Raw genomic sequence first — 17,256 nt, 5'->3', positions numbered from 1 at the left:
CGGGCTCACATGACGAGCCGCTGCTGCCTGCTGCTGCGCCACTCCACCATCAGCACGGTCGCGTCGTCCTGGAGCCGTCCGTGCTGGTGCTCCAGGATGGCCTGCACCAGCCGGCGCAGCGTCTCGGGCGCCGACAGGCCGTCGGCCTCGTGCCGGAGGATGAAGTCGATGAAGCGCTCCAGGCCGAACAGCTCGCTGTCCGGGCTCTGCGCCTCGATGATCCCGTCGGTGTAGAACAGCAGCCGGTCGCCGGGCTGGAGCTGGTAGCGGAGTTCCCCGGTGTACGGCCGCAGCAGGAAGCCCATCGGCGGGTCGGGCTCGCTGGACAGTGTGGCCACCTGCTGGCCCTCGCGGATCACCAGCGGCGGATGGTGCCCCCGGTTCACCCAGGTCAGCCAGCCGGTGTGCAGGTCGAGGCAGGCCAGGATGCCGGTGGCGAAGCGGCCGGTGAACTGCTCGGCGATGGCTGCGTCGATCGCCTGGCCCGTGTTGACGAGATCGGCGCCCTGCCGCCGGTTGTTCCGGCTGGCCCCGACGGCGATGGTCGCGGTCAGCCCGGCGGAGGTGTCGTGGCCCATCGAGTCGAAGATCGACACGTGCAGCGACTCGCCGTCGATGGCGTAGTCGAAGGCGTCCCCGCCCACCTCGTACGCCGGTTCGAGCACGGCGCTGACCACCACGTCGTCGTCGGCGAACGTCCCCGGCGGCAGCAGCGGCACCAGCACCTCGGCCGACAGCGTCATCGGCCGGGCGCGGATCAACCGCGAGTAGGAGTCGCTGTGCGGCCGCTTGCTGATCACCAGCAGCGCGACCAGCGACGCGAGCTGCTGGGCCCGCCACTCGGCGACCTCGTCGTCCAGCGGCACCGTCACCCCGAGCACGCCGACCCGCTCGGTGCCGTCCAGGAGCGGCAGCCACAGCCGCCGAGCCGTGTCGCCGGGCCCGCCCGGCACGTGGACGACCTCGACGTTGCGGAAGGCGAGCCCGGCGAGCGTGCCGTCGATCCGCAGGGCCGTCAGCGGGTCGCCGGACGCGTCCCGCTGCTCCGTGATCGGGATGAGCTCCTGCTGCTGCAGGTCGGTGACGTAGATCGCGGTCTCGGAGAAGCCCACCAGCGCGGCGTGCCCGGCGACCACGTGCGGCAGGTCCTCCATCGCGGTCAGATGGTTGGCGGACAGCATGCCGCCCAGCATCAGCTCGCCGCCACTCCGCCGCATCGGCACACCCTTCCTGAGGTCTGCCCGGGGACCTACCCATTCGAGGGGCGGTTCCTGCCCCGTCGACCGCCGCCGACACCTCCGTACGGACCGGGACGGCCTCACCCGGCGGCAGGCGGCCCTTCCGCGCGCTCCGCCGCCGGCGCCCGCCACCGCGCCGCGTCCTGGTACGCCTTCGTCACCGCGAGGATCATGGCCGCCTGCGCGCCGGCCAGCGACAACCAGAACATGCTCCCGCCCACGAAGAGGGGGAACAGCAGCAGCGCGGCGACCGCGGACACCCATCCGCCGACCGGTCCAGGAATCTTCAAAACCGGCTCTCCCATACGTACCAGGGGCCTTCGAGATGCGTGTACTCCGAGTGGGACTCCTCCGCCGGCGCGCCGCCGGGGAGCCACGCGAAGCCGTACCGGTCGATAAAGCCGGTGTCGCTCACCAGGAACCGCGCGCCGCCCGGCACCCGTTCGATCGACGTCAGCGGGAAGAGGCCCACCCACTGGTCTTCGCGCCTGACGGTCCCGGTGTCCGCGGCGACCGTCCGGGCGAACTGCTCCAGCCCCGACTCCGACAGCGCGAACCGGGCGCTGAACGGCGCCCCGGTGAGCACCAACGCGGTCACGATCACGCCCATCACCGGCGCGGCCGCCCAGCGGACCCAGTGGCGGCGCAGCCCGGGACGTCCGTCGGAGCGCAGCAGCCCCACCGCGAACCGGGCGACCCAGACGACCGCGGTGCCGACGAAGAGCGCGAGCCCCGCCAGCAGCGGCGTGAACGAACCCCCGCCCGGCATGCTCGTGTAGTCGAGCACGATCAGCCCTGCCACGGCGACCAGCGGAAGCAGCACCTTGCCTGGCGGGCCGACCAGGGCCTGGGTGAGCGCCGGTAAGGGAGGCCGCTCGACGGCGTTTTCAGACATGCCCGAGCGTACCGCGATCATGTGACCCCGGCCCAGCGGGCGGGAGGGACCGGCTACAGCAGCCGGGAACGGTCCAACGCCGCCCTCTTCCGCACCTCGGCCAGGAAGACCTCCGTGTGGCGGTGGTGGCGGCGCGGACGGCCGGGATCCCGGCCGGGCGGGGTGTCGGCGTGCTGGGAGAAGGTCAGCCAGCAGCTGCGGATGCCGTAGAGGAGGTTCTCCAGCAGGTCGAGGGCCGGGCGGGCGGGGTTGAGCGGGGTGATGGGCAGGTAGACCGTGCTGGGGCCGAGGCCGAGCTCGGGATGGTCGGTGCGAGCTCGGGCGATCAGCTCCTCGGCCACGCCGATGCGGTGCTTGGCCTCGGTGACGCCGTAGAGGTGGCCCTCGGCGACGTGCAGCGCGTTGCGGATCATCGGCATGACCGCGGCCCTGGGCGAGCCGCCGCCGCTCATCGCGGAGATCACCTCGGTGAGGCTCTCCTGGGCGGGGGCCTTGATGTTGTCGACCTCGGAGATGGTCTGCATCGGATGCAGGCCGGTGTGCCGGGCGCTGATGGTGGCGGCGGCGTAGAGCCAGTGGGCCGCCGCGATCGCGGCCGCGGTGGGGTCGATCTTGGTGAACAGCGCCTCCGTGCCGAACGGATGCTGGTGCAGCAGGCTGTCGGCCTGGGCGACCTGGAGGGGCGAGGCGTCCTCGCGGCTGAGCATGACGGCCTGCTGGGCGCGCGCGGTCAGGTCGCCGAGCTCGGCGTTCTCGATGGCGGCCAGCTCGGCGGTGACGTCGGTGGCCACGCTGCCGGCCAGCGGCGCGTGGTTGATCGTGTGCAGCGTACGGCCGACCCGGTGGGCGACCTCCTCCACCCGCGTGGAGTAGAGGGTCAGCGCGCCGTTGGCCGGCCGGACGGGCGCCAGCAGGGCCGGGATGACCGAGGCGAACGCGTCGCGCTCGGCCTGCCGCTGCCAGCCGACGCTGTTGGGGCCGTGCTGGTCGGCGGCGCTGGACGGGTGGGTGTAGCAGCGCCAGCAGGCATAGGACAGCTCCGTGAGGCTGGTGGCCAGGCGGAGCACGTCGGGGCTCGAAGGCACCTGTTCCGCCACGGTGGTGGCGATGTCGCCGATCCCCGTACCCCAGGTGGCGATGAGCGCGTGGCGTGAGTGGTCGACGGCGAACCGGGTCACGGAGGCTCCTTACAACGGGGGGTGGGGGAGCGTGATGACATGCTCAGGATGCTTGATCCGGCGTGGTCGCGGAGGGGAATTCGCATGGTTGCCGGTCCCTGATCTGCGGATTTGCCGTGATATGCGCCAGAAGATTTTTCCAGCGGACGGGCCGGTTCCCACACCCCTGACACGGGCCGGTTCGGGCCCGTGGCCGGGGCGGGCGCGCCGGTGCCGCGGGCCGGTGCCGCGGGCCCATGTCGCGGGCCCATGTCGCGGGCCGGTACGCGCCCGTCGCGGCGGGCCGCCGTCTCCGCCCTCGTTCCTCCGGCCTGGCCCTGTTTCGGTCCGTCGCTTTCGGCGGCCAATATCCGCTGGCAGAAAAGAAACTTGGGCGCCGGTGTAATGGAACCTCACCCGGCGAAATCAAGATCATCCCCACGCGGGCGGCCGATGTGCCACCGTTTTCGTCATCCCCGGGGCGCCCGCCCGCTCGTCCGGCGCAGGCCCCTGTCCGGCTGCGCGAAGGCAGGAATGTGTGGACCTAGAGACACGGATACTCAAGTTGCTGTTGCGCCTGCGGAAGCACAAGGCGGGCAGGCCCGCCGGCGACCTCACGGCGACCACGGCCGGCATCACCCGGATGCAGGCCGACATCGCCGACATCCGGACGGAGATGCGACAGGACTTCGCCGCGCTCGGCGACGAGCTGGCGGCCCTGCGCCGCCACATGAACGACCACTTCACGTCCAGCAGGCCGCGCTGCTGCAAGGACCCGGAGCCCGGCTGCCCGCAGGGGACGCAGGCGTACGGCCCGGACCCGATCAACAACTGACCTGCCAGGCCAGGCTCGGCCTGAGGCCGCCACCCGGCGCCGGGCCGGGCCCTCCGCGGCCCCGCACCCGTTGCTTGCCGGCGGTCGTGTCGGGTATACACGGGTTGCCACCATGTGCTTACAGCAAGTGGGACCCGGCCGCCCTCCACCACTGGGCCGGTTCCCTACCGACTACCGGCAAAGGTAGGAGTAAGTGGATGTAGAGGCGGAGATCCTGGACATCAGGCTTCGGGTCCAGGCGCTGGAGGCGACACTGTGCGCCGAGGCCGACTGCTCCGAGGCGGTGCTCGGCATCGCCGAGATGCGGGCCGACCTCGCCGAGACCCGGAGCCAGTCGGGCCAGGACGTCACGACCCTGACCGACGAGCTGCTCGGCCTGCGCGGGCAGACCGACGAGCACTTCCAGGCGATCCGGTCGAAGATCCGCCGGCGGCTCGACCTGCTGCGCTGCGAGACTCTCGATCTGGCCATCCGGCTCGACCACCTGCTGGAGAAGGGCGACTCCTAGCGGGCGCGCCCCGCCGCGGGTCAGGTGGCGGCGTGGGCCTGGCGGGTCCAGGCGGACAGCAGGCGGAGAGCGGTCTGGGAGGGGGAGCCCTCCTCGGTGGTGTGGGCGATCAACGCCTGGTCGGGGTCGTCGGGCAGGCGGAGGGTCTCGAAGCCGAGGTCGAGCCGGCCGACCACCGGGTGCAGGTAGACGTAGCGTCCGTGGGTCTTGTCCTTGAGCCGGTGCTCGGCCCAGAGCTCGCGGAACTCCGGGCTGGCCGCCGACAGCTCCTCGACCAGCTCCGACGTCCGGGTGTCCGCAGGATGGCGGCCGGCGTCGAGGCGCAGGTAGGCGGCCACGTCGGCGGCCTTGGCGGGCCAGTCGGCGTACAGGTCGCGCATGCCCTCGTCGAGGAACACCAGGCGGGCCAGGTTGCGCTGGCGGGGCGGCAGCGCGCCGAAGTCGGTGATCAGCGCCGCCGCGAGGTGGTTCCAGGCCAGGACGTCGGTGTTGCGCCCGACGACGTAGGCCGGCACGTCGGCCGACGCGTCCAGCAGGCGCTGGAGGCCGGGCCGGACGCGTTGCAGCGGCGGCGCGGCCTGCGCGCGGTCGCCGTCGTTCCAGGGGCGGGCCAGGCGGTGCAGGTGCGCGCGCTCGACGTCGTCCAGGCGCAGGGCGCGGGCGACGGCGTCCAGGACCGCTTCGGAGAAGTGCAGGGTACGGCCCTGCTCCAGCCGGACGTAGTGGTCCACGCTCACCCCGGCGAGCTGGGCCAGCTCCTCCCTGCGCAGGCCGGGCACGCGTCTGCGGCTGCCGTACTCGGGCAGGCCGAGCTCCTCGGGACGCAGCCGGGCGCGGCGGGATCGGAGGAATTCGCCCAGTTCCGCGCGTCTGTCCAGTGCCATGGGACCAGTATCGCCGTCCGGCGCCGTCACGAGCCTGGTCATGCCGTGCCTAGGCAGCGGCGGGCACTGGGTGGGCCGCGGGCGGCGCGCCAGAGTGAGCTGCACCGGACGTCCACAAGGGATGCCCGGTCACCCACAGGGAGCAACGCGACATGAGCACCACCCACCTGCCCACCCGGCCTCTGGGCACCACCGGCATGGACGTCACCCGCCTCGGCTTCGGCTCCTGGGCGGTGTCGGGGGCCGGCTGGAAGTTCGGCTGGGGCACGACCGACGACGCCGAGTCGATCGCCGCGATCCGGCACGCCGTCGCCGGCGGCGTCAACTGGATCGACACCGCGGCCGTGTACGGGCTCGGCCACTCCGAGGAGCTGGTCGGCAAGGCCATCGCCGACCTGCCCGAGGCCGACCGCCCGTACGTCTTCACCAAGGTGGGCCTGGTCTGGGACCCCGACGACCCGCAGGCCGCCCCGCGCCGGATCATGAAGCCGGCCAGCGTCCGGCGCGAGCTGGAGGACTCGCTGCGCCGCCTGAACGTCGAGCGCGTCGACCTGTACCAGGTGCACTACCCCGACACCGGCGAGTCGCTGGAGTACGCCGGCGGCGGCTTCGGCGCGGTGTCGCCCAACGCCACGCCGCTGGAGGAGTACTGGCAGGTCATGGCCGATCTGAAGGCCGAGGGCAAGGTCCGCGCGATCGGCCTGTCCAACCACTCGCCGCAGGAGCTGGCGGCCGCGGAGCGCGTCGCGCACGTGGACGTCATCCAGCCGCCGTTCTCGGCGATCAACCGGTCGGCGGCGGCCGAGATCGCGTGGGCGCACGCCCACGGCACGGGCGTGATCGCGTACTCGCCGCTGCAGTCGGGCCTGCTCACCGCGACGTTCTCGGCCGAGCGCGTCGCGAGCCTGCCCGACGGCGACTGGCGCACCGCCCACCACGACTTCACCACGGGCCTCGCGGCCAACCTGCGGCTGGCGGAGGCGCTGCGTCCGGTCGCCGCCCGGCACGGCGTCGGCGTCGCCGAGGTGGCCATCGCGTGGGTCCTGGCCTGGCCGGGCGTCACCGGCGCCATCGTCGGCGCCCGCCGGCCCGAGCAGGTGGACGGCTGGATCGGCGCCGGCGCGGTGGACCTGACGCCGGCCGACCTGGCGGAGATCGCCGCCGCGATCACCGCCTCCGGCGCCGGCGCCGGCCCCGCCCGGCCCCTCGCGTGAGGACGGCGCCGGAGATGTCCCTCATCGTGCTGGCCCAGTACGTGGCCGCGGCCGGCCAGGAGGACCGGCTGCGGACCGCGCTCGAAGCGATGATCGAGCCGTCCCTGGACGAGCCCGGCTGCCTGGCCTACCGCGCCTACGGCGACCCGAACCATCCGGCGAGCATGGTGGTGATCGAGGAGTGGGCCGGCGCCGGGGCGCGGGCGCGGCACCTGACCACTCCGCATCACCGCCATGCGGCGCAGGTGCTGGCCCTCGTCCTGGCCGCGCCGATGGTCGTGCGCACGCTCGTGACCGCCTAGCTCCACCCGAGTGTCCGCAGGAGGCCGATTCGGGGGACTGGTCGGCGAACGGCTGAGGAATCGGTCCTGCCGTATGGATTGCGGCCCGACCCCGTCGCGTCCGGAGATGTCGGCCATTTGTGTGTCCTTCTTTATGGCAGTTTTCGGTGCGATTGCTGAGTATGAGGGGCATGGAGCGCGTGCCGCAGGAGGACGGTGCGGCCGGGGCTCGGGAAGCCGGGCGGGCCAGGGCCGGGAAGGTTCGGCGGGTCGCCGCCGGGGGCGGGGTGCTGGTCGTCGTGGCGGTGCTGGCGTACTGGCTGGGCGGCGGCGGCAGCGGCGGGACGGCCGCAGGAGGGCCGGGCGCCACGCCGACGCCCACGGCGACGCTCACGGTGCCGGACGTCTTCCGCAGGGTCGGGCCGTCGGTCGTGGTCATCCAGGCGGGCAAGTCGCTCGGCACGGGCGTGATCGCGGCCGAGGACGGGACGATCCTGACGGCCCATCACGTGATCAAAGCCACGAAGGACATCAACCTCACGTTCGCCGACGGGACCAGGGCGAAGGCCGTCGTCGCCGCCGCGAATCCCCAAAGGGACGTCGCCGTGCTCAAGCCGGTGAAGCTGCCGGAGATCGTCGTGCCCGCGACGCTCGGCGGAGCCGTGGCCGTGGGGGCGCCGGTCGTGGCGATCGGCAATCCGCTGGGCCTGACCTACAGCGTCTCCACCGGGGTGGTGTCGGGCCTCGACCGGACCACCGGCCGGACCGGCAAGGACGCCGGTCTGAAGGGGCTGATCCAGTTCGACGCCTCCGTCAACCCGGGCAGCTCCGGCGGCCCCCTGCTGGACGCCCGCGGGCTGGTCGTCGGGATCGTCGTCTCGATCGCCGACCCCGGGGGCGACGACGCGTTCGCCGGCATCGCGTTCGCGGTGCCGATCGGCGCGGCCCTGGGCGGCGACGACGGCGACGGCCCACCAGGCGACGGACCCCAGCTCTGACCGCCACCGCCCATAGCGCCCACAGAAGGGACATCATGCCCCCGGCCCAGGCTCATCCGCTCGAACAGGTCCTCTTCGAGGTCAAACGCACCATCGTCGGGCAGGACGTCCTGCTCGAACGCATGGCCGTCGCGCTGATCGCCGACGGTCACCTGCTGGTGGAAGGCGTGCCGGGCCTGGCCAAGACGCTGGCCGTCCGGTCGCTGGCCGCGGCGATCACCGGCGGGTTCCAGCGCGTGCAGTTCACCCCCGACCTGGTCCCCGCCGACCTCGTCGGCACGCGGGTCTACCACCAGCACTCCGGCGAGTTCCGGACGGAGCTCGGCCCGGTGTTCACGAACCTGCTGCTCGCCGACGAGATCAACCGCGCCCCCGCCAAGGTGCAGAGCGCCCTGCTGGAGGTGATGCAGGAGCACCAGGTGACGATCGGCCGCGAGACGTTCCAGGTGCCGGAGCCGTTCCTGGTGATGGCGACGGAGAACCCGATCGAGTCGGAGGGCACGTACCCGCTGCCCGAGGCGCAGGTGGACCGGTTCATGATGAAGGTGGTCGTCGGCTATCCCGCCCAGAACGAGGAGCAGGCGATCGTCGAACGCGCGCTGCGTCCGCCGGACCCGCCGCAGCCGACGGTCACGACCGCCGAGCTGATGGAGATGCGGGCCCGCGCCCGGCAGGTGTACGTCGATCCGTCGATCGTCGACTACGCCGTACGCGTGGTCGCCGTGACGCGTTCGCCGGGGACGGCCGGGCTGGGGGAGCTGGAGCGGTACGTCACGTACGGGGCCAGCCCGCGGGCGTCCATCGCGCTCGTCACGGGCGCCCGCGCGCTGGCGTTCCTGCGCGGCCGCGACTACGTCCTGCCGGACGACCTGTCCGAACTCGCGCTCGACGTGCTGCGCCACCGGCTCGTCCTGTCCTACGAGGCCCTGGCGGACGACGTCGACGCCGACACGATCATCAGCAGGGTGCTCGGGGCCGTCCGGGTACCCGACGTCGTCCTGCGGAACCGCTGAGCCGTCATGGCCACCGTCCCCGAGAAACTCCTGCTCCGCCTGGAGTGGAAGGTCGTCCGCAGGCTGGACGGCCGCCTCCAGGGCGCCCACCGCACCGCGCACCGCGGCTCCGGCGTCGACTTCACCGGCCTGCGCCGCTACGCCGACGGCGACGACGCCCGGCACATCGACTGGAACGTCACCGCCCGCCTGGACGAGCCCCATCTGCGCGTGTTCACCGAGGACCGCGAGCTGACGGTGTGGCTGGTGCTCGACCGGTCGGCCTCGATGACGGCCGGGCGGCCGGGCCGCGGCAAGCACGACGTCCTGGCCGAGCTGGCGCTCGTCCTCGCCCGGCTGTTCGGGCGGGGCGGCGACCGGGTCGGGGCGCTGCTGTTCGACACCGGGGTGGTGCGGGTCGTGCCGCCGGGCACGTCCCGGCGGCACGCGCTGCGGATCGGCGCCGAGCTGGAGCGCACCGCCGGCCCGCGCGTCGGCGCCACCACCGACCTGGCCCTGATGCTCGACGCGGCCGGACGGCTGGCGCGCCGTCGGGCGCTCGTCGTCGTCCTGTCGGACTTCATCGGCGAGGGCGACTGGGAACGCTCGCTCCAGCGCCTGGCCCGGCGGCACGAGGTCGTCGCCCTGCGCATCGTGGACGCGGCCGACGACGCGCTGCCCGAGGCCGGGCTGATCGTGGTCGAGGACGCCGAGACCGGCGAGCAGCTCGTCGTCGACTCCGCCGATCCGCTGCTGCGGGTGCGCTTCCGCGAGGCCGTGGACGCCCGCGACGCCCGGCTCGCGGCGGGCATGCGCCGGGCGGGGGTGCCGGTCCACCGCGTCGCCACCGACCACGACCTGACCGACACGCTCGTCGAGCTCGCCGCCCGCACGGGGGAGCGGTGGCCATGACGCTGTCGTCCCCCTTGTTGCTGGCCGCCGGGCTGCTCGTCACGGCGGCGCTGGCCTGGGCGGCCGTCGTCTCGGCCCGCCGCCGGAGGTCGGCGCTGGCCGCGGCCGGGGTCGCCGGGCCGGGCGGGCGCGGCGCGTACCTCGGGACCGGCCTGACGATCGCCGGGGTCGGCGTGCTCGCGGTCGCCGCCGCGGGACCGGCGGCGATGGTGCCGCTGCCGCGCACCGCGGGCACCGTCATCCTCGCCGTCGACGTCTCCAACAGCATGGGCGCCGGCGACGTCGCGCCGACCAGGCTGGCCGCCGCGCAGCGGGCGGCCCGCGCGTTCGTGGCGGCGCAGCCCGACAGCGTGGACATCGGGGTCGTCGCGTTCGAGCGCGGCGCGCTCACCACCGCGCGGCCGGATGCGGACCATTCCGTCGCGCTCAGGGCCATCGACCGCCTGAGGATCACCGGCGGCACCTCGCTCGGGGCGGCCATCACGGCCTCGCTGACGGCCATCACCGGCCGGCAGGTGGTCATCGGCCGCGACGGGCCGCCGCCCGACCTCGGCTACTGGCCGTCGGCCACGATCGTGATGTTCTCCGACGGCCAGAACCAGGGCGGCGACGTCGAACGGGCCGCCGCCGCGGCCCAGAAGGCGGGCGTGCGCGTCCACACCGTGGGGGTCGGCACGGCGGCCGGGGCGGCGGTCCAGGTCGACGGCTACCACCTGCAGACCTCGCTGGACGAGGACACCCTCACCACGATCGCGCGGACCACCGGGGGCGCCTACCACCCGGCCGCCGACGCCGCCCGGCTCGACGGCGTCGCCGACACGATCGACCTGCGGCTCACCGTCTCCGACGAGCCGCTGCCGCTCGCCGGCGGGCTGATCGGGCTCGCCCTCGCGCTGCTCGCCGCGGGCGCGGCGGTCACCGTGTCCCGGTCCGGGCGGGTGATCTGAATGTCGTTGTCCTGGCCGTGGGCGCTGCTGTCGGCGCTGGTCATCCCGTTGATCTTCGCGATCCGCTGGTGGGCGGGCCGCCGGCGGCGGCGGGCCGTCGTGCGCGTCACCTCGATCGCGCTCGTACGGGCCGCACTTCCCGGGCGTACGCGCTGGACGCGGCGCATCCCCGTGGCGCTCTTCGTCGCCGGGCTGGCGCTGCTCGCGGTGGGGGCGGCGCGGCCGCAGGCGTCGGTGCCGGTGCCGATGCGGTCGGCGACGATCCTGCTCGCGCTCGACACCTCCGGCTCCATGTGCTCCACCGACGTCGATCCCAACCGCCTCACCGCCGCCAGGAAGGCCGCCGCCGGCTTCATCGAGTCGCAGCGCGGCGGGCCGCGCATCGGCCTGGTCACCTTCGCCGGCACCGCGGGCCTGCTCGTCCCGCCCACCGACGACACCGACGCGCTGATCGAGGCCCTGGACGGGCTCACCGTCGCCCGCGGCACCGCGATCGGCCAGGCCATGCTCACCTCGATCGACGCGATCGCCGAGGTGGACCCTTCGGTCGCCGCCACCGCCGCCACGCCGCCCGCCGGGGCCTCCGGGTACGCCGGCGCCGCGATCGTCGTGCTCACCGACGGCGCCAACACCCAGGGCGTCGACCCGCAGCGGGCCGCCCAGGAGGCGGCGTTGCGCCGCGTACGCGTGTTCACCATCGGCTTCGGCACCACGAAGGTGGTCCCGATGGTGTGCGACAACTCGCAGTTCGACGGCCGCGGCTTCGGCGACTGGGGCGGCGGGTCCGGCGGGGGCTTCGACCGGGGCCGCAACCCCCGGGTCATCGACGAGCCGGCACTCCGGCAGATCGCCCGTACGACCGGCGGCTCCTACCACCGGGCCGAGAACGCCGCCCAGCTCGCGACCGCCCTCGACGCCCTTCCCGGCACCTTCACGGTCGTCCGCGAACGGGTGGACACGGCCGCCGCCTTCGCCGGGGCCGGCGCCCTGCTCGTGGCCGCGGCGCTGTCGCTCTCCCTCTGGTGGAACCGCCCGCGCCGCGCCTGACCCCTGACGGGCGGCCTAGTCGAGAGCCGTCCGTTCGGCGAGCCGTTCGTGGCGTTGCCGGGCGGCCTGCGCGGTGCCGAGGCCGAGGCCGAAGGCGATCTCCTGCCAGGTCATGCCGCGCCCACGGGCCATCGCCAGCAGCCCGGCCTCCAGCGCGTCCAGCTCTCCGCGAACCAGCGGGACGAGGCTCAACGCCGCGGTGATGTCGGCCTGGTCAACGTCGGGCTCGCCGTCGTCGAGCCGCGCTGCCCCGCTGAGCAGGAACGACACCAGCCTGACGGCCTCGTGCGGCCCGATGACCGACGGGTGCGCCTGCCTGAGCCGCTGCTCGTCGGTGGCCGCGTGCCGCTCGGCGATCCGGAACAGGGACGCGTGCACCCGCCGGGCGCGCGCCTGCTCGGGGTCCGGCGGGGAGAAGGGGTGCTCGATCGACATGGAGGCAACGATGGCGCGGGAACCGATTGATGTCAACAGCCCGTTTTGAACGGACTGTTCAACACGTGAAGTGTCGATTGAAGGTTTTGAGAGAGCGCTGCCGGTATTCGGCGGCAAAGATTACACCGAAAGTTCAACGCTAGCGTTGAAGGCATGGATATCAAGGACATCGCCTGGCCGGTCGATGGCGCGGGTGTCTCGGCGTTCCTGGAGACGCTCCCCGCCAGGCCGCTGCTGCTCGGCCTCGGTGAGGCCCGGCACTTCGTGGGAGAACTCGGCGAGTTGCGCAACGAGATCTTCCGGCACCTCGTCGAGAACGAGGGCTACCGGTCGTTCGCCGTCGAGAGCGACTGCCTCAAGGGCCTCCTGGTGGACGACTACGTCACGACCGGCGCCGGCACCCTCGACGACGTCATGGACCGCGGCTTCAGTCACGGTTTCGGCGCCCTGCCGGCCAACCGCGAGCTCGTCCGCTGGATGCGCGCCCACAACGAGGAGCACGACGAGAAGCTGCGCTTCTTCGGGGTGGACGGCCCGCTGGAGTACTGGGCGGCGAGCCCGCGCGAGGCGCTCACCGGCCTCTACGACCTGCTCGACGGCCCGCTCCCCGCCGCGGTGGTGACCAGGGAGGCCCTCGACGCGCTGCTGGGCCCGGACGACCGCTGGTCCGACGAGGCCACGGCCATGGACCCGGCGAAGTCGATCGGCCAGTCCGCCGACGCCCAGCGGCTGCGGGTGATCGCCGACGACCTGGCGGCGCTGCTCGACACGCAGTCGCCGCAGCTCGGCGCGCGGGACAGGGAACGCGCGCACCTGTACGCGCGCACCGCCACCGGCCTGCTGCGTTACCACCACTGGATGGCCGACGCCTCCCCGGCGCGCTGGACCCGGCTGTCGGCCCTGCGGGACGCGATGATGGCGGCCAACCTGCGTGCCGTCGCCGAGCACGGCCCGGCCCTGGTCTTCTCCTCCAACCTGCACCTCCAGCGCGACAAGACGTTCATGCCGTTCGGCGACCAGCGGCTGGAGTGGTGGAGCGCGGGGGCGATCGCCGCCGCCCACCTGGGCGACCGGTACGCCTACCTGGCCTCCGCCTTCGGCACGACCGGCGACGACACCCCGCCGCCGGACACCGTCGAGGGCGTGTTGTCCGCGCTGCCGTGGGACCACTCGGTGATCGACGCCCGCCGCCTGGCCGGGATCGTCGCCGACCCGGCGCGGCGCGTGTCCCAGGATTTCGCCTACTTCCCGCTGGACCCGTCCCACCTCGGCACGATCGACGGCGTCGTCTTCCTCAAGCAGGTCGGCGCCTGGGGGTGACCGTCCGGGGGCGGACAGCACGATGGTCCCTCCCCGCGGGGAGGGACCATCAGGCTGGCGCGGATGGGAAGAGGGACGACCTACTCGGAGGTCTCCCAGGGCATCGGCATGTCGCCCATCTCCCGGTAGGAACGTTCCATGTACGGGTCGTCCATCATGTCCTCAGGCTGAGGCTCGTAGGACTCGTCCATGGACCGGCCCATGTCCCGCTCGTTCTTGTCCGCCTCCTCGGAGACACATCCCGATTCGGCGGTCCTGCCGTCGTACGGCCTCTTGCCCGGCGGGCACTGGTGGTCGTAGCCGTGGTCGTACCGCTGGTCGTACCCGTGCTCGTGACCGTGGTGACGGCCGTGGCCGTGGTGGTGGTGCGGCTTCTTGCCGGGCCGGCAGTGGCGGTCCTTCTTACCCGGCCGGCACGGGTGGTGCGGGTTCTTCGACTTCTGCACGACCCGGATCGTCGCCCTGGCCGGACCGGAGGTCAGGTCGTCCGCCCTGGCGACGGCGGTGTTGGTGACGGTGAAGCGGCAGCCCTTGCGGCAGTCCTTCTTGCCGCCGGGACGGCTCGGCACGACGAAGACGCCCGTGCACGTGGTGGTCTCGCCCGGCTCCAGGGTGGTGGTCCGGCAGACGATGTTCGTCACCCGGTCGTCCTCGATCCGGAGGTTCCGCAGCGTCTCGCCGGAGTTGTTCCTGACCTCGTAGCGGTAGGTGACCCGCTCGCCGGGCCGGTACGTGCGGGTGTCGTCCACGCTCTTGTCCAGCAGCAGCGTCCCGCGCTCGCCCATGACGTCGATGGTGGCCTCCGACGGCGGCGAGCTCACCTCCGTGTCGTCGATCAGGCCCACCGCGGTGGCGGTGTTGGTGACCGAGCCGTGGGCGGCGTCCTCGTCGGTGACCGTGTAGGTCCCCGTGCAGGACGTGGACTCGCCGGGCTCCAGGGTGGTGGTCTCGCAGACGATGTCCGACACCCGGTTGTCGTCGATCCGCAGGTCGGTCACGATCTCGTCGAACGTGTTCCGCACGACGTAGCGGTAGGTGACCCGGTCGCCGGGGCGGTACGCGCGGGAGTCGTCGACGCGCTTGTCCAGCTCCAGCATCCCGCGCTCGTCCGTGACGCCGACGGTGACCTCGGACGGCGGCGAGCTGACCTCCTCACCGTCGGCCCGGCCCATCGCGGTGGCGGTGTTGGTGACCGAGCCGCGCTCGGCGTCCTCCTCCGTGACCGTGTACGAGCCGCGGCAGATGACCCGCTCGCCCACGTTCAAGGTGGTCTGCGGGCAGGTGACCTCTTCGACGACGTCGTCGTCCACCATCAGGTCGGCGATGTTCATGTTGCCGGTGTTGGTGACCACGTACTCGTAGGGCACCTCCGTGCCCACCGGCACCGGGTCGGGCAGGTCGGCGTCCTCGGCGACGCGCTTGGTGAGCGACAGCTCAGGCCGCTCGGCCACCGGACGGACGACCACGTTCCGGATCAGGTGCACATCGGTGAACAGACCGGTGGACGCGCCGAAACCGAACTTGTAGGTCTCCGGAACCGGCTGCGGCGCGGGCAGGGACAGCACCTCCTGCATCCCGTCGCCGTCGTTGAAGTCGATCGAGATGGTGACCTCGGGGTTCGGCGCCGGAGTGATCCGGACGTTGACCGTGCGCTTCGACTCCTCCAGCACGGCCTGCGCCGCCCGCGGGTCGCTGGGCACGGTCCGCGTGGGCCCCTGCAGGTTGCCTGGCAGCGTCGAGGGCCACGGCCCGGTCGTGGTGAAGTTGCTGGTGGTGGCGGTCACGAAGCAGTAGCCCGCGGTGCCGTTGCCGGGCCCGCGCACCGTCACCATGTTCGGCCCGGGAGCCGGGACGCGGAACCCGGTGCCGGCCGGTGAGCGCTCGGCGCAGGTGCGGCCCCGCTGCTCCCAGTCCCCGAAGTAGTTGCCGAGGACGTCTAGGCCGATGCCGATGTAGCCCTGGTTGACCCCGGGCTCGAACGGGTTCGCCGGGTCGTCGTCGGGCAGCTTCTGGGCGTAGCCGAGGCTGCCGCCGAACGCGCCGGGACGGTCCAGCGTGGCCGCGCCGTCGATCAGGAAGAAGGAGATGCCGTCGGCGGGCACCGCCGTGGTGTTGCCGTACTGCCACTGCTCGAACGTCACGTCCAGGCCCTCTTCGGCCGGGATCGGCTCGTTGTAGAGGGCGGCCGCCGTCTGGTCCAGATCGGCGCTGGTGAGCTGGAGGTAGCCGTACGGGGCTGCTCCGGTCGGCGGGACAGGGCCGGTCGCGTCGGCGGGGCAGCCCCCGAGCGGATGGTCGCCGGGCCCGGCGGGCGGAGCCGCGGGCGCGCCGGTCAGGCAGGCCGATCCCACGCCGATGAACTGCGGGATCGCGGTGGCCCCGGTGAAGTCCTCCTCGACCAGCGGAACCGGCTGCGCGGCCGCTGGACGGGCAGGTTGCAGCGCGACAGACACCGCGCTCAGAAGGAGCATGGTGGAAATGGCCGCACGTTTAGGGCCAGATGAGCTGTTTCCCGGCCCCGCAGGGCCAGATCGTATCTTCACGAATACCGAAGGTAACCATGCGCACTTGTGAACAGCTCGATCGACATAGCAAATGATCAACCACGAATGACTACAGGGATTCCGCGTGGCAGCGCGTTCGGCCTGGTCCCGCGGGCTTTGACAATAGGCAGGTAAATACCTGCATAATGGACGACGTGAGCCCCGAAGCGACAGCCGTGGATCTCGTCTTCAAGGCGCTGGCCGACCCCACCCGGCGCCTCCTGCTCGACCGACTGCGCGAGCACAACGGCCAGACGCTGCGCGAACTGTGCGAACGCCTGGACATGGCCCGCCAGTCGGCGACCCAGCATCTGAACGTGCTTGAGCAGGCCGCCCTCGTCACCGTCGTCCGGCGCGGACGGGAACGGCTCCACTACCTCAACCCGGCGCCCATCCACGAGATCCAGGAGCGCTGGATCTCGGAGTTCGACCGGCCCCGGCTGCAAGCGATCAACGCCATCAAGAACCAGGCAGAGGAGTACGCCATGAGCGACGCACCCACGTCCGTGCCGACCTACGTCTACGTCACCTACATCCGCGCGAGCGCCGAGCAGGTCTGGCGGGCCCTGACGGACGCGGACCTCACGGCGCGCTACTGGGGACACGCCAACGTCTCGGACTGGCGGCCGGGATCGCCCTGGGAGCACCGGCGCGCCGACGGGTCGGACGTCGTCGACGTCGTCGGCGAGGTGATCGAGGCCGAGCCCCCGGCCCGCCTGGTCGTCACCTTCGAAGACTCCGCCGGCACGGAACCGGCGCGGAAGGCGTCGGTCGTCACCTTCCTCATCGAGCCGCACCAGGACATCGTCCGGCTCACCGTGACCCACGAGGACCTGCCCGACCAGGCGATGCACGACGGGATCGCGCAGGGATGGCCGGCCGTGCTGGCCAACCTCAAGTCGCTGCTGGAGACCGGCGAGGTTCTCCCACAGGCCCCGTGGGAGATGCACCGGGCACACGCCTGACGCCCCGGCCCCGGGCGACACGACCGCAGAGCGCGTCCGCCGCCAGGGTGACGCCCTCTGCGCGCTCGGCGGGCCGGCGCTGAGC

At 72.6% G+C, this 17,256-nt stretch carries 18 protein-coding genes; 11 read left to right on the top strand and 7 right to left on the bottom strand.

All coding sequences use genetic code 11. From position 1 onward, the window contains the following. Positions 1-5 precede the first annotated feature (5 nt). From ACFYUV_RS45875 to ACFYUV_RS45860, 4 genes are all read right to left on the bottom strand, one after another. Positions 6-1,217: a PP2C family protein-serine/threonine phosphatase gene (locus ACFYUV_RS45875; protein ID WP_387681149.1), complete on the bottom strand. Its 1,212-nt coding sequence runs from the start codon at positions 1,215-1,217 to the stop codon at positions 6-8. Positions 1,218-1,318: 101 nt separating this feature from the next. Then, positions 1,319-1,528 (bottom strand): hypothetical protein, encoded by a 210-nt coding sequence (locus ACFYUV_RS45870; RefSeq protein ID WP_387681146.1) that lies wholly within the window; start codon positions 1,526-1,528, stop codon positions 1,319-1,321. Continuing rightward, entirely contained in the window at positions 1,525-2,133 is a 609-nt protein-coding gene (locus ACFYUV_RS45865; protein ID WP_387681144.1) for a hypothetical protein, read from the bottom strand. The genes ACFYUV_RS45870 and ACFYUV_RS45865 overlap by 4 nt, the downstream gene beginning before the upstream one ends. Before the next feature lie 53 nt (positions 2,134-2,186). After that, positions 2,187-3,311: a hypothetical protein gene (locus ACFYUV_RS45860; protein WP_387681141.1), complete on the bottom strand. Its 1,125-nt coding sequence runs from the start codon at positions 3,309-3,311 to the stop codon at positions 2,187-2,189. A gap of 517 nt (positions 3,312-3,828) precedes the next feature. Here ACFYUV_RS45860 and ACFYUV_RS45855 point away from each other — a divergent pair. Both ACFYUV_RS45855 and ACFYUV_RS45850 read left to right on the top strand, forming a co-directional pair. Then, positions 3,829-4,125, top strand: coding sequence for a hypothetical protein (locus ACFYUV_RS45855; RefSeq protein WP_387681139.1), 297 nt, complete (start codon positions 3,829-3,831; stop codon positions 4,123-4,125). Between the two features lie 193 nt (positions 4,126-4,318). Then, on the top strand, positions 4,319-4,633 hold the full coding sequence (locus tag ACFYUV_RS45850) for a hypothetical protein (RefSeq protein ID WP_387681136.1): 315 nt from the start codon (positions 4,319-4,321) through the stop codon (positions 4,631-4,633). A 20-nt stretch (positions 4,634-4,653) separates the two neighbouring features. Here ACFYUV_RS45850 and ACFYUV_RS45845 read toward each other — a convergent pair whose 3' ends face one another. Further along, a complete protein-coding gene (locus tag ACFYUV_RS45845; RefSeq protein ID WP_387681134.1) occupies positions 4,654-5,517 on the bottom strand; it encodes a helix-turn-helix transcriptional regulator in 864 nt (287 codons plus the stop codon). Positions 5,518-5,669: 152 nt separating this feature from the next. Between ACFYUV_RS45845 and ACFYUV_RS45840 the strand changes: the two genes are divergently transcribed. The 7 genes from ACFYUV_RS45840 to ACFYUV_RS45810 all read left to right on the top strand — a co-directional run bounded on the left by ACFYUV_RS45840 (position 5,670) and on the right by ACFYUV_RS45810 (position 11,908). Beyond that, positions 5,670-6,731 carry an aldo/keto reductase gene (locus ACFYUV_RS45840; RefSeq protein WP_387681131.1) on the top strand — a complete coding sequence of 354 codons (1,062 nt, stop codon included), beginning with the start codon at positions 5,670-5,672 and terminating at the stop codon, positions 6,729-6,731. Positions 6,732-6,745: 14 nt separating this feature from the next. Continuing rightward, positions 6,746-7,033 carry a putative quinol monooxygenase gene (locus tag ACFYUV_RS45835; RefSeq protein WP_387681128.1) on the top strand — a complete coding sequence of 96 codons (288 nt, stop codon included), beginning with the start codon at positions 6,746-6,748 and terminating at the stop codon, positions 7,031-7,033. Positions 7,034-7,203: 170 nt separating this feature from the next. Then, the gene (locus tag ACFYUV_RS45830) at positions 7,204-8,010 is read left to right on the top strand and encodes a S1C family serine protease (RefSeq protein WP_387681125.1); all 807 of its coding nucleotides are present in this window, start codon (positions 7,204-7,206) and stop codon (positions 8,008-8,010) included. 35 nt (positions 8,011-8,045) lie between these two features. Further along, a complete protein-coding gene (locus ACFYUV_RS45825) occupies positions 8,046-9,023 on the top strand; it encodes a MoxR family ATPase (protein ID WP_352361528.1) in 978 nt (325 codons plus the stop codon). Positions 9,024-9,029: 6 nt separating this feature from the next. Continuing rightward, a complete protein-coding gene (locus ACFYUV_RS45820) occupies positions 9,030-9,914 on the top strand; it encodes a DUF58 domain-containing protein (protein ID WP_387681122.1) in 885 nt (294 codons plus the stop codon). Next, entirely contained in the window at positions 9,911-10,861 is a 951-nt protein-coding gene (locus tag ACFYUV_RS45815) for a VWA domain-containing protein (protein WP_387681120.1), read from the top strand. The genes ACFYUV_RS45820 and ACFYUV_RS45815 overlap by 4 nt, the downstream gene beginning before the upstream one ends. After that, positions 10,862-11,908 carry a VWA domain-containing protein gene (locus tag ACFYUV_RS45810; protein ID WP_387681117.1) on the top strand — a complete coding sequence of 349 codons (1,047 nt, stop codon included), beginning with the start codon at positions 10,862-10,864 and terminating at the stop codon, positions 11,906-11,908. A gap of 15 nt (positions 11,909-11,923) precedes the next feature. Here the strand turns inward: ACFYUV_RS45810 and ACFYUV_RS45805 are convergent, their stop codons facing one another. Next, positions 11,924-12,343, bottom strand: a complete 420-nt coding sequence (locus ACFYUV_RS45805; RefSeq protein ID WP_387681114.1) for a DNA-binding protein — start codon at positions 12,341-12,343, stop codon at positions 11,924-11,926. A gap of 153 nt (positions 12,344-12,496) precedes the next feature. On the opposite strand from ACFYUV_RS45805, the gene ACFYUV_RS45800 reads away from it, so the two are divergent. Next, positions 12,497-13,663: an erythromycin esterase family protein gene (locus ACFYUV_RS45800; RefSeq protein WP_387681111.1), complete on the top strand. Its 1,167-nt coding sequence runs from the start codon at positions 12,497-12,499 to the stop codon at positions 13,661-13,663. A gap of 80 nt (positions 13,664-13,743) precedes the next feature. Here the strand turns inward: ACFYUV_RS45800 and ACFYUV_RS45795 are convergent, their stop codons facing one another. Continuing rightward, a complete protein-coding gene (locus tag ACFYUV_RS45795; protein WP_387681108.1) occupies positions 13,744-16,134 on the bottom strand; it encodes a hypothetical protein in 2,391 nt (796 codons plus the stop codon). Between the two features lie 227 nt (positions 16,135-16,361). Here ACFYUV_RS45795 and ACFYUV_RS45790 point away from each other — a divergent pair, with 227 nt between their 5' ends. Further along, a complete protein-coding gene (locus ACFYUV_RS45790) occupies positions 16,362-17,171 on the top strand; it encodes an ArsR/SmtB family transcription factor (protein ID WP_387681105.1) in 810 nt (269 codons plus the stop codon). Positions 17,172-17,256 lie beyond the last annotated feature (85 nt).

The sequence above is a fragment of the Nonomuraea sp. NPDC003560 genome (genome assembly GCF_042878785.1).
Lineage (GTDB): Bacteria > Actinomycetota > Actinomycetes > Streptosporangiales > Streptosporangiaceae > Nonomuraea.
This window is presented reverse-complemented; position numbering and strand designations above follow the sequence as displayed.

Coding starts and splice junctions, on each gene's coding strand:
- ACFYUV_RS45875 (WP_387681149.1), bottom strand. CDS start 1,217: ATGCGGCGGAGTGGCGGCGAGCTGATGCTGGGCGGCATGCTGTCCGCC.
- ACFYUV_RS45865 (WP_387681144.1), bottom strand. CDS start 2,133: ATGTCTGAAAACGCCGTCGAGCGGCCTCCCTTACCGGCGCTCACCCAG.
- ACFYUV_RS45845 (WP_387681134.1), bottom strand. CDS start 5,517: ATGGCACTGGACAGACGCGCGGAACTGGGCGAATTCCTCCGATCCCGC.
- ACFYUV_RS45840 (WP_387681131.1), top strand. CDS start 5,670: ATGAGCACCACCCACCTGCCCACCCGGCCTCTGGGCACCACCGGCATG.
- ACFYUV_RS45835 (WP_387681128.1), top strand. CDS start 6,746: ATGTCCCTCATCGTGCTGGCCCAGTACGTGGCCGCGGCCGGCCAGGAG.
- ACFYUV_RS45830 (WP_387681125.1), top strand. CDS start 7,204: ATGGAGCGCGTGCCGCAGGAGGACGGTGCGGCCGGGGCTCGGGAAGCC.
- ACFYUV_RS45825 (WP_352361528.1), top strand. CDS start 8,046: ATGCCCCCGGCCCAGGCTCATCCGCTCGAACAGGTCCTCTTCGAGGTC.
- ACFYUV_RS45820 (WP_387681122.1), top strand. CDS start 9,030: ATGGCCACCGTCCCCGAGAAACTCCTGCTCCGCCTGGAGTGGAAGGTC.
- ACFYUV_RS45815 (WP_387681120.1), top strand. CDS start 9,911: ATGACGCTGTCGTCCCCCTTGTTGCTGGCCGCCGGGCTGCTCGTCACG.
- ACFYUV_RS45810 (WP_387681117.1), top strand. CDS start 10,862: ATGTCGTTGTCCTGGCCGTGGGCGCTGCTGTCGGCGCTGGTCATCCCG.
- ACFYUV_RS45805 (WP_387681114.1), bottom strand. CDS start 12,343: ATGTCGATCGAGCACCCCTTCTCCCCGCCGGACCCCGAGCAGGCGCGC.
- ACFYUV_RS45800 (WP_387681111.1), top strand. CDS start 12,497: ATGGATATCAAGGACATCGCCTGGCCGGTCGATGGCGCGGGTGTCTCG.
- ACFYUV_RS45795 (WP_387681108.1), bottom strand. CDS start 16,134: ATGCTCCTTCTGAGCGCGGTGTCTGTCGCGCTGCAACCTGCCCGTCCA.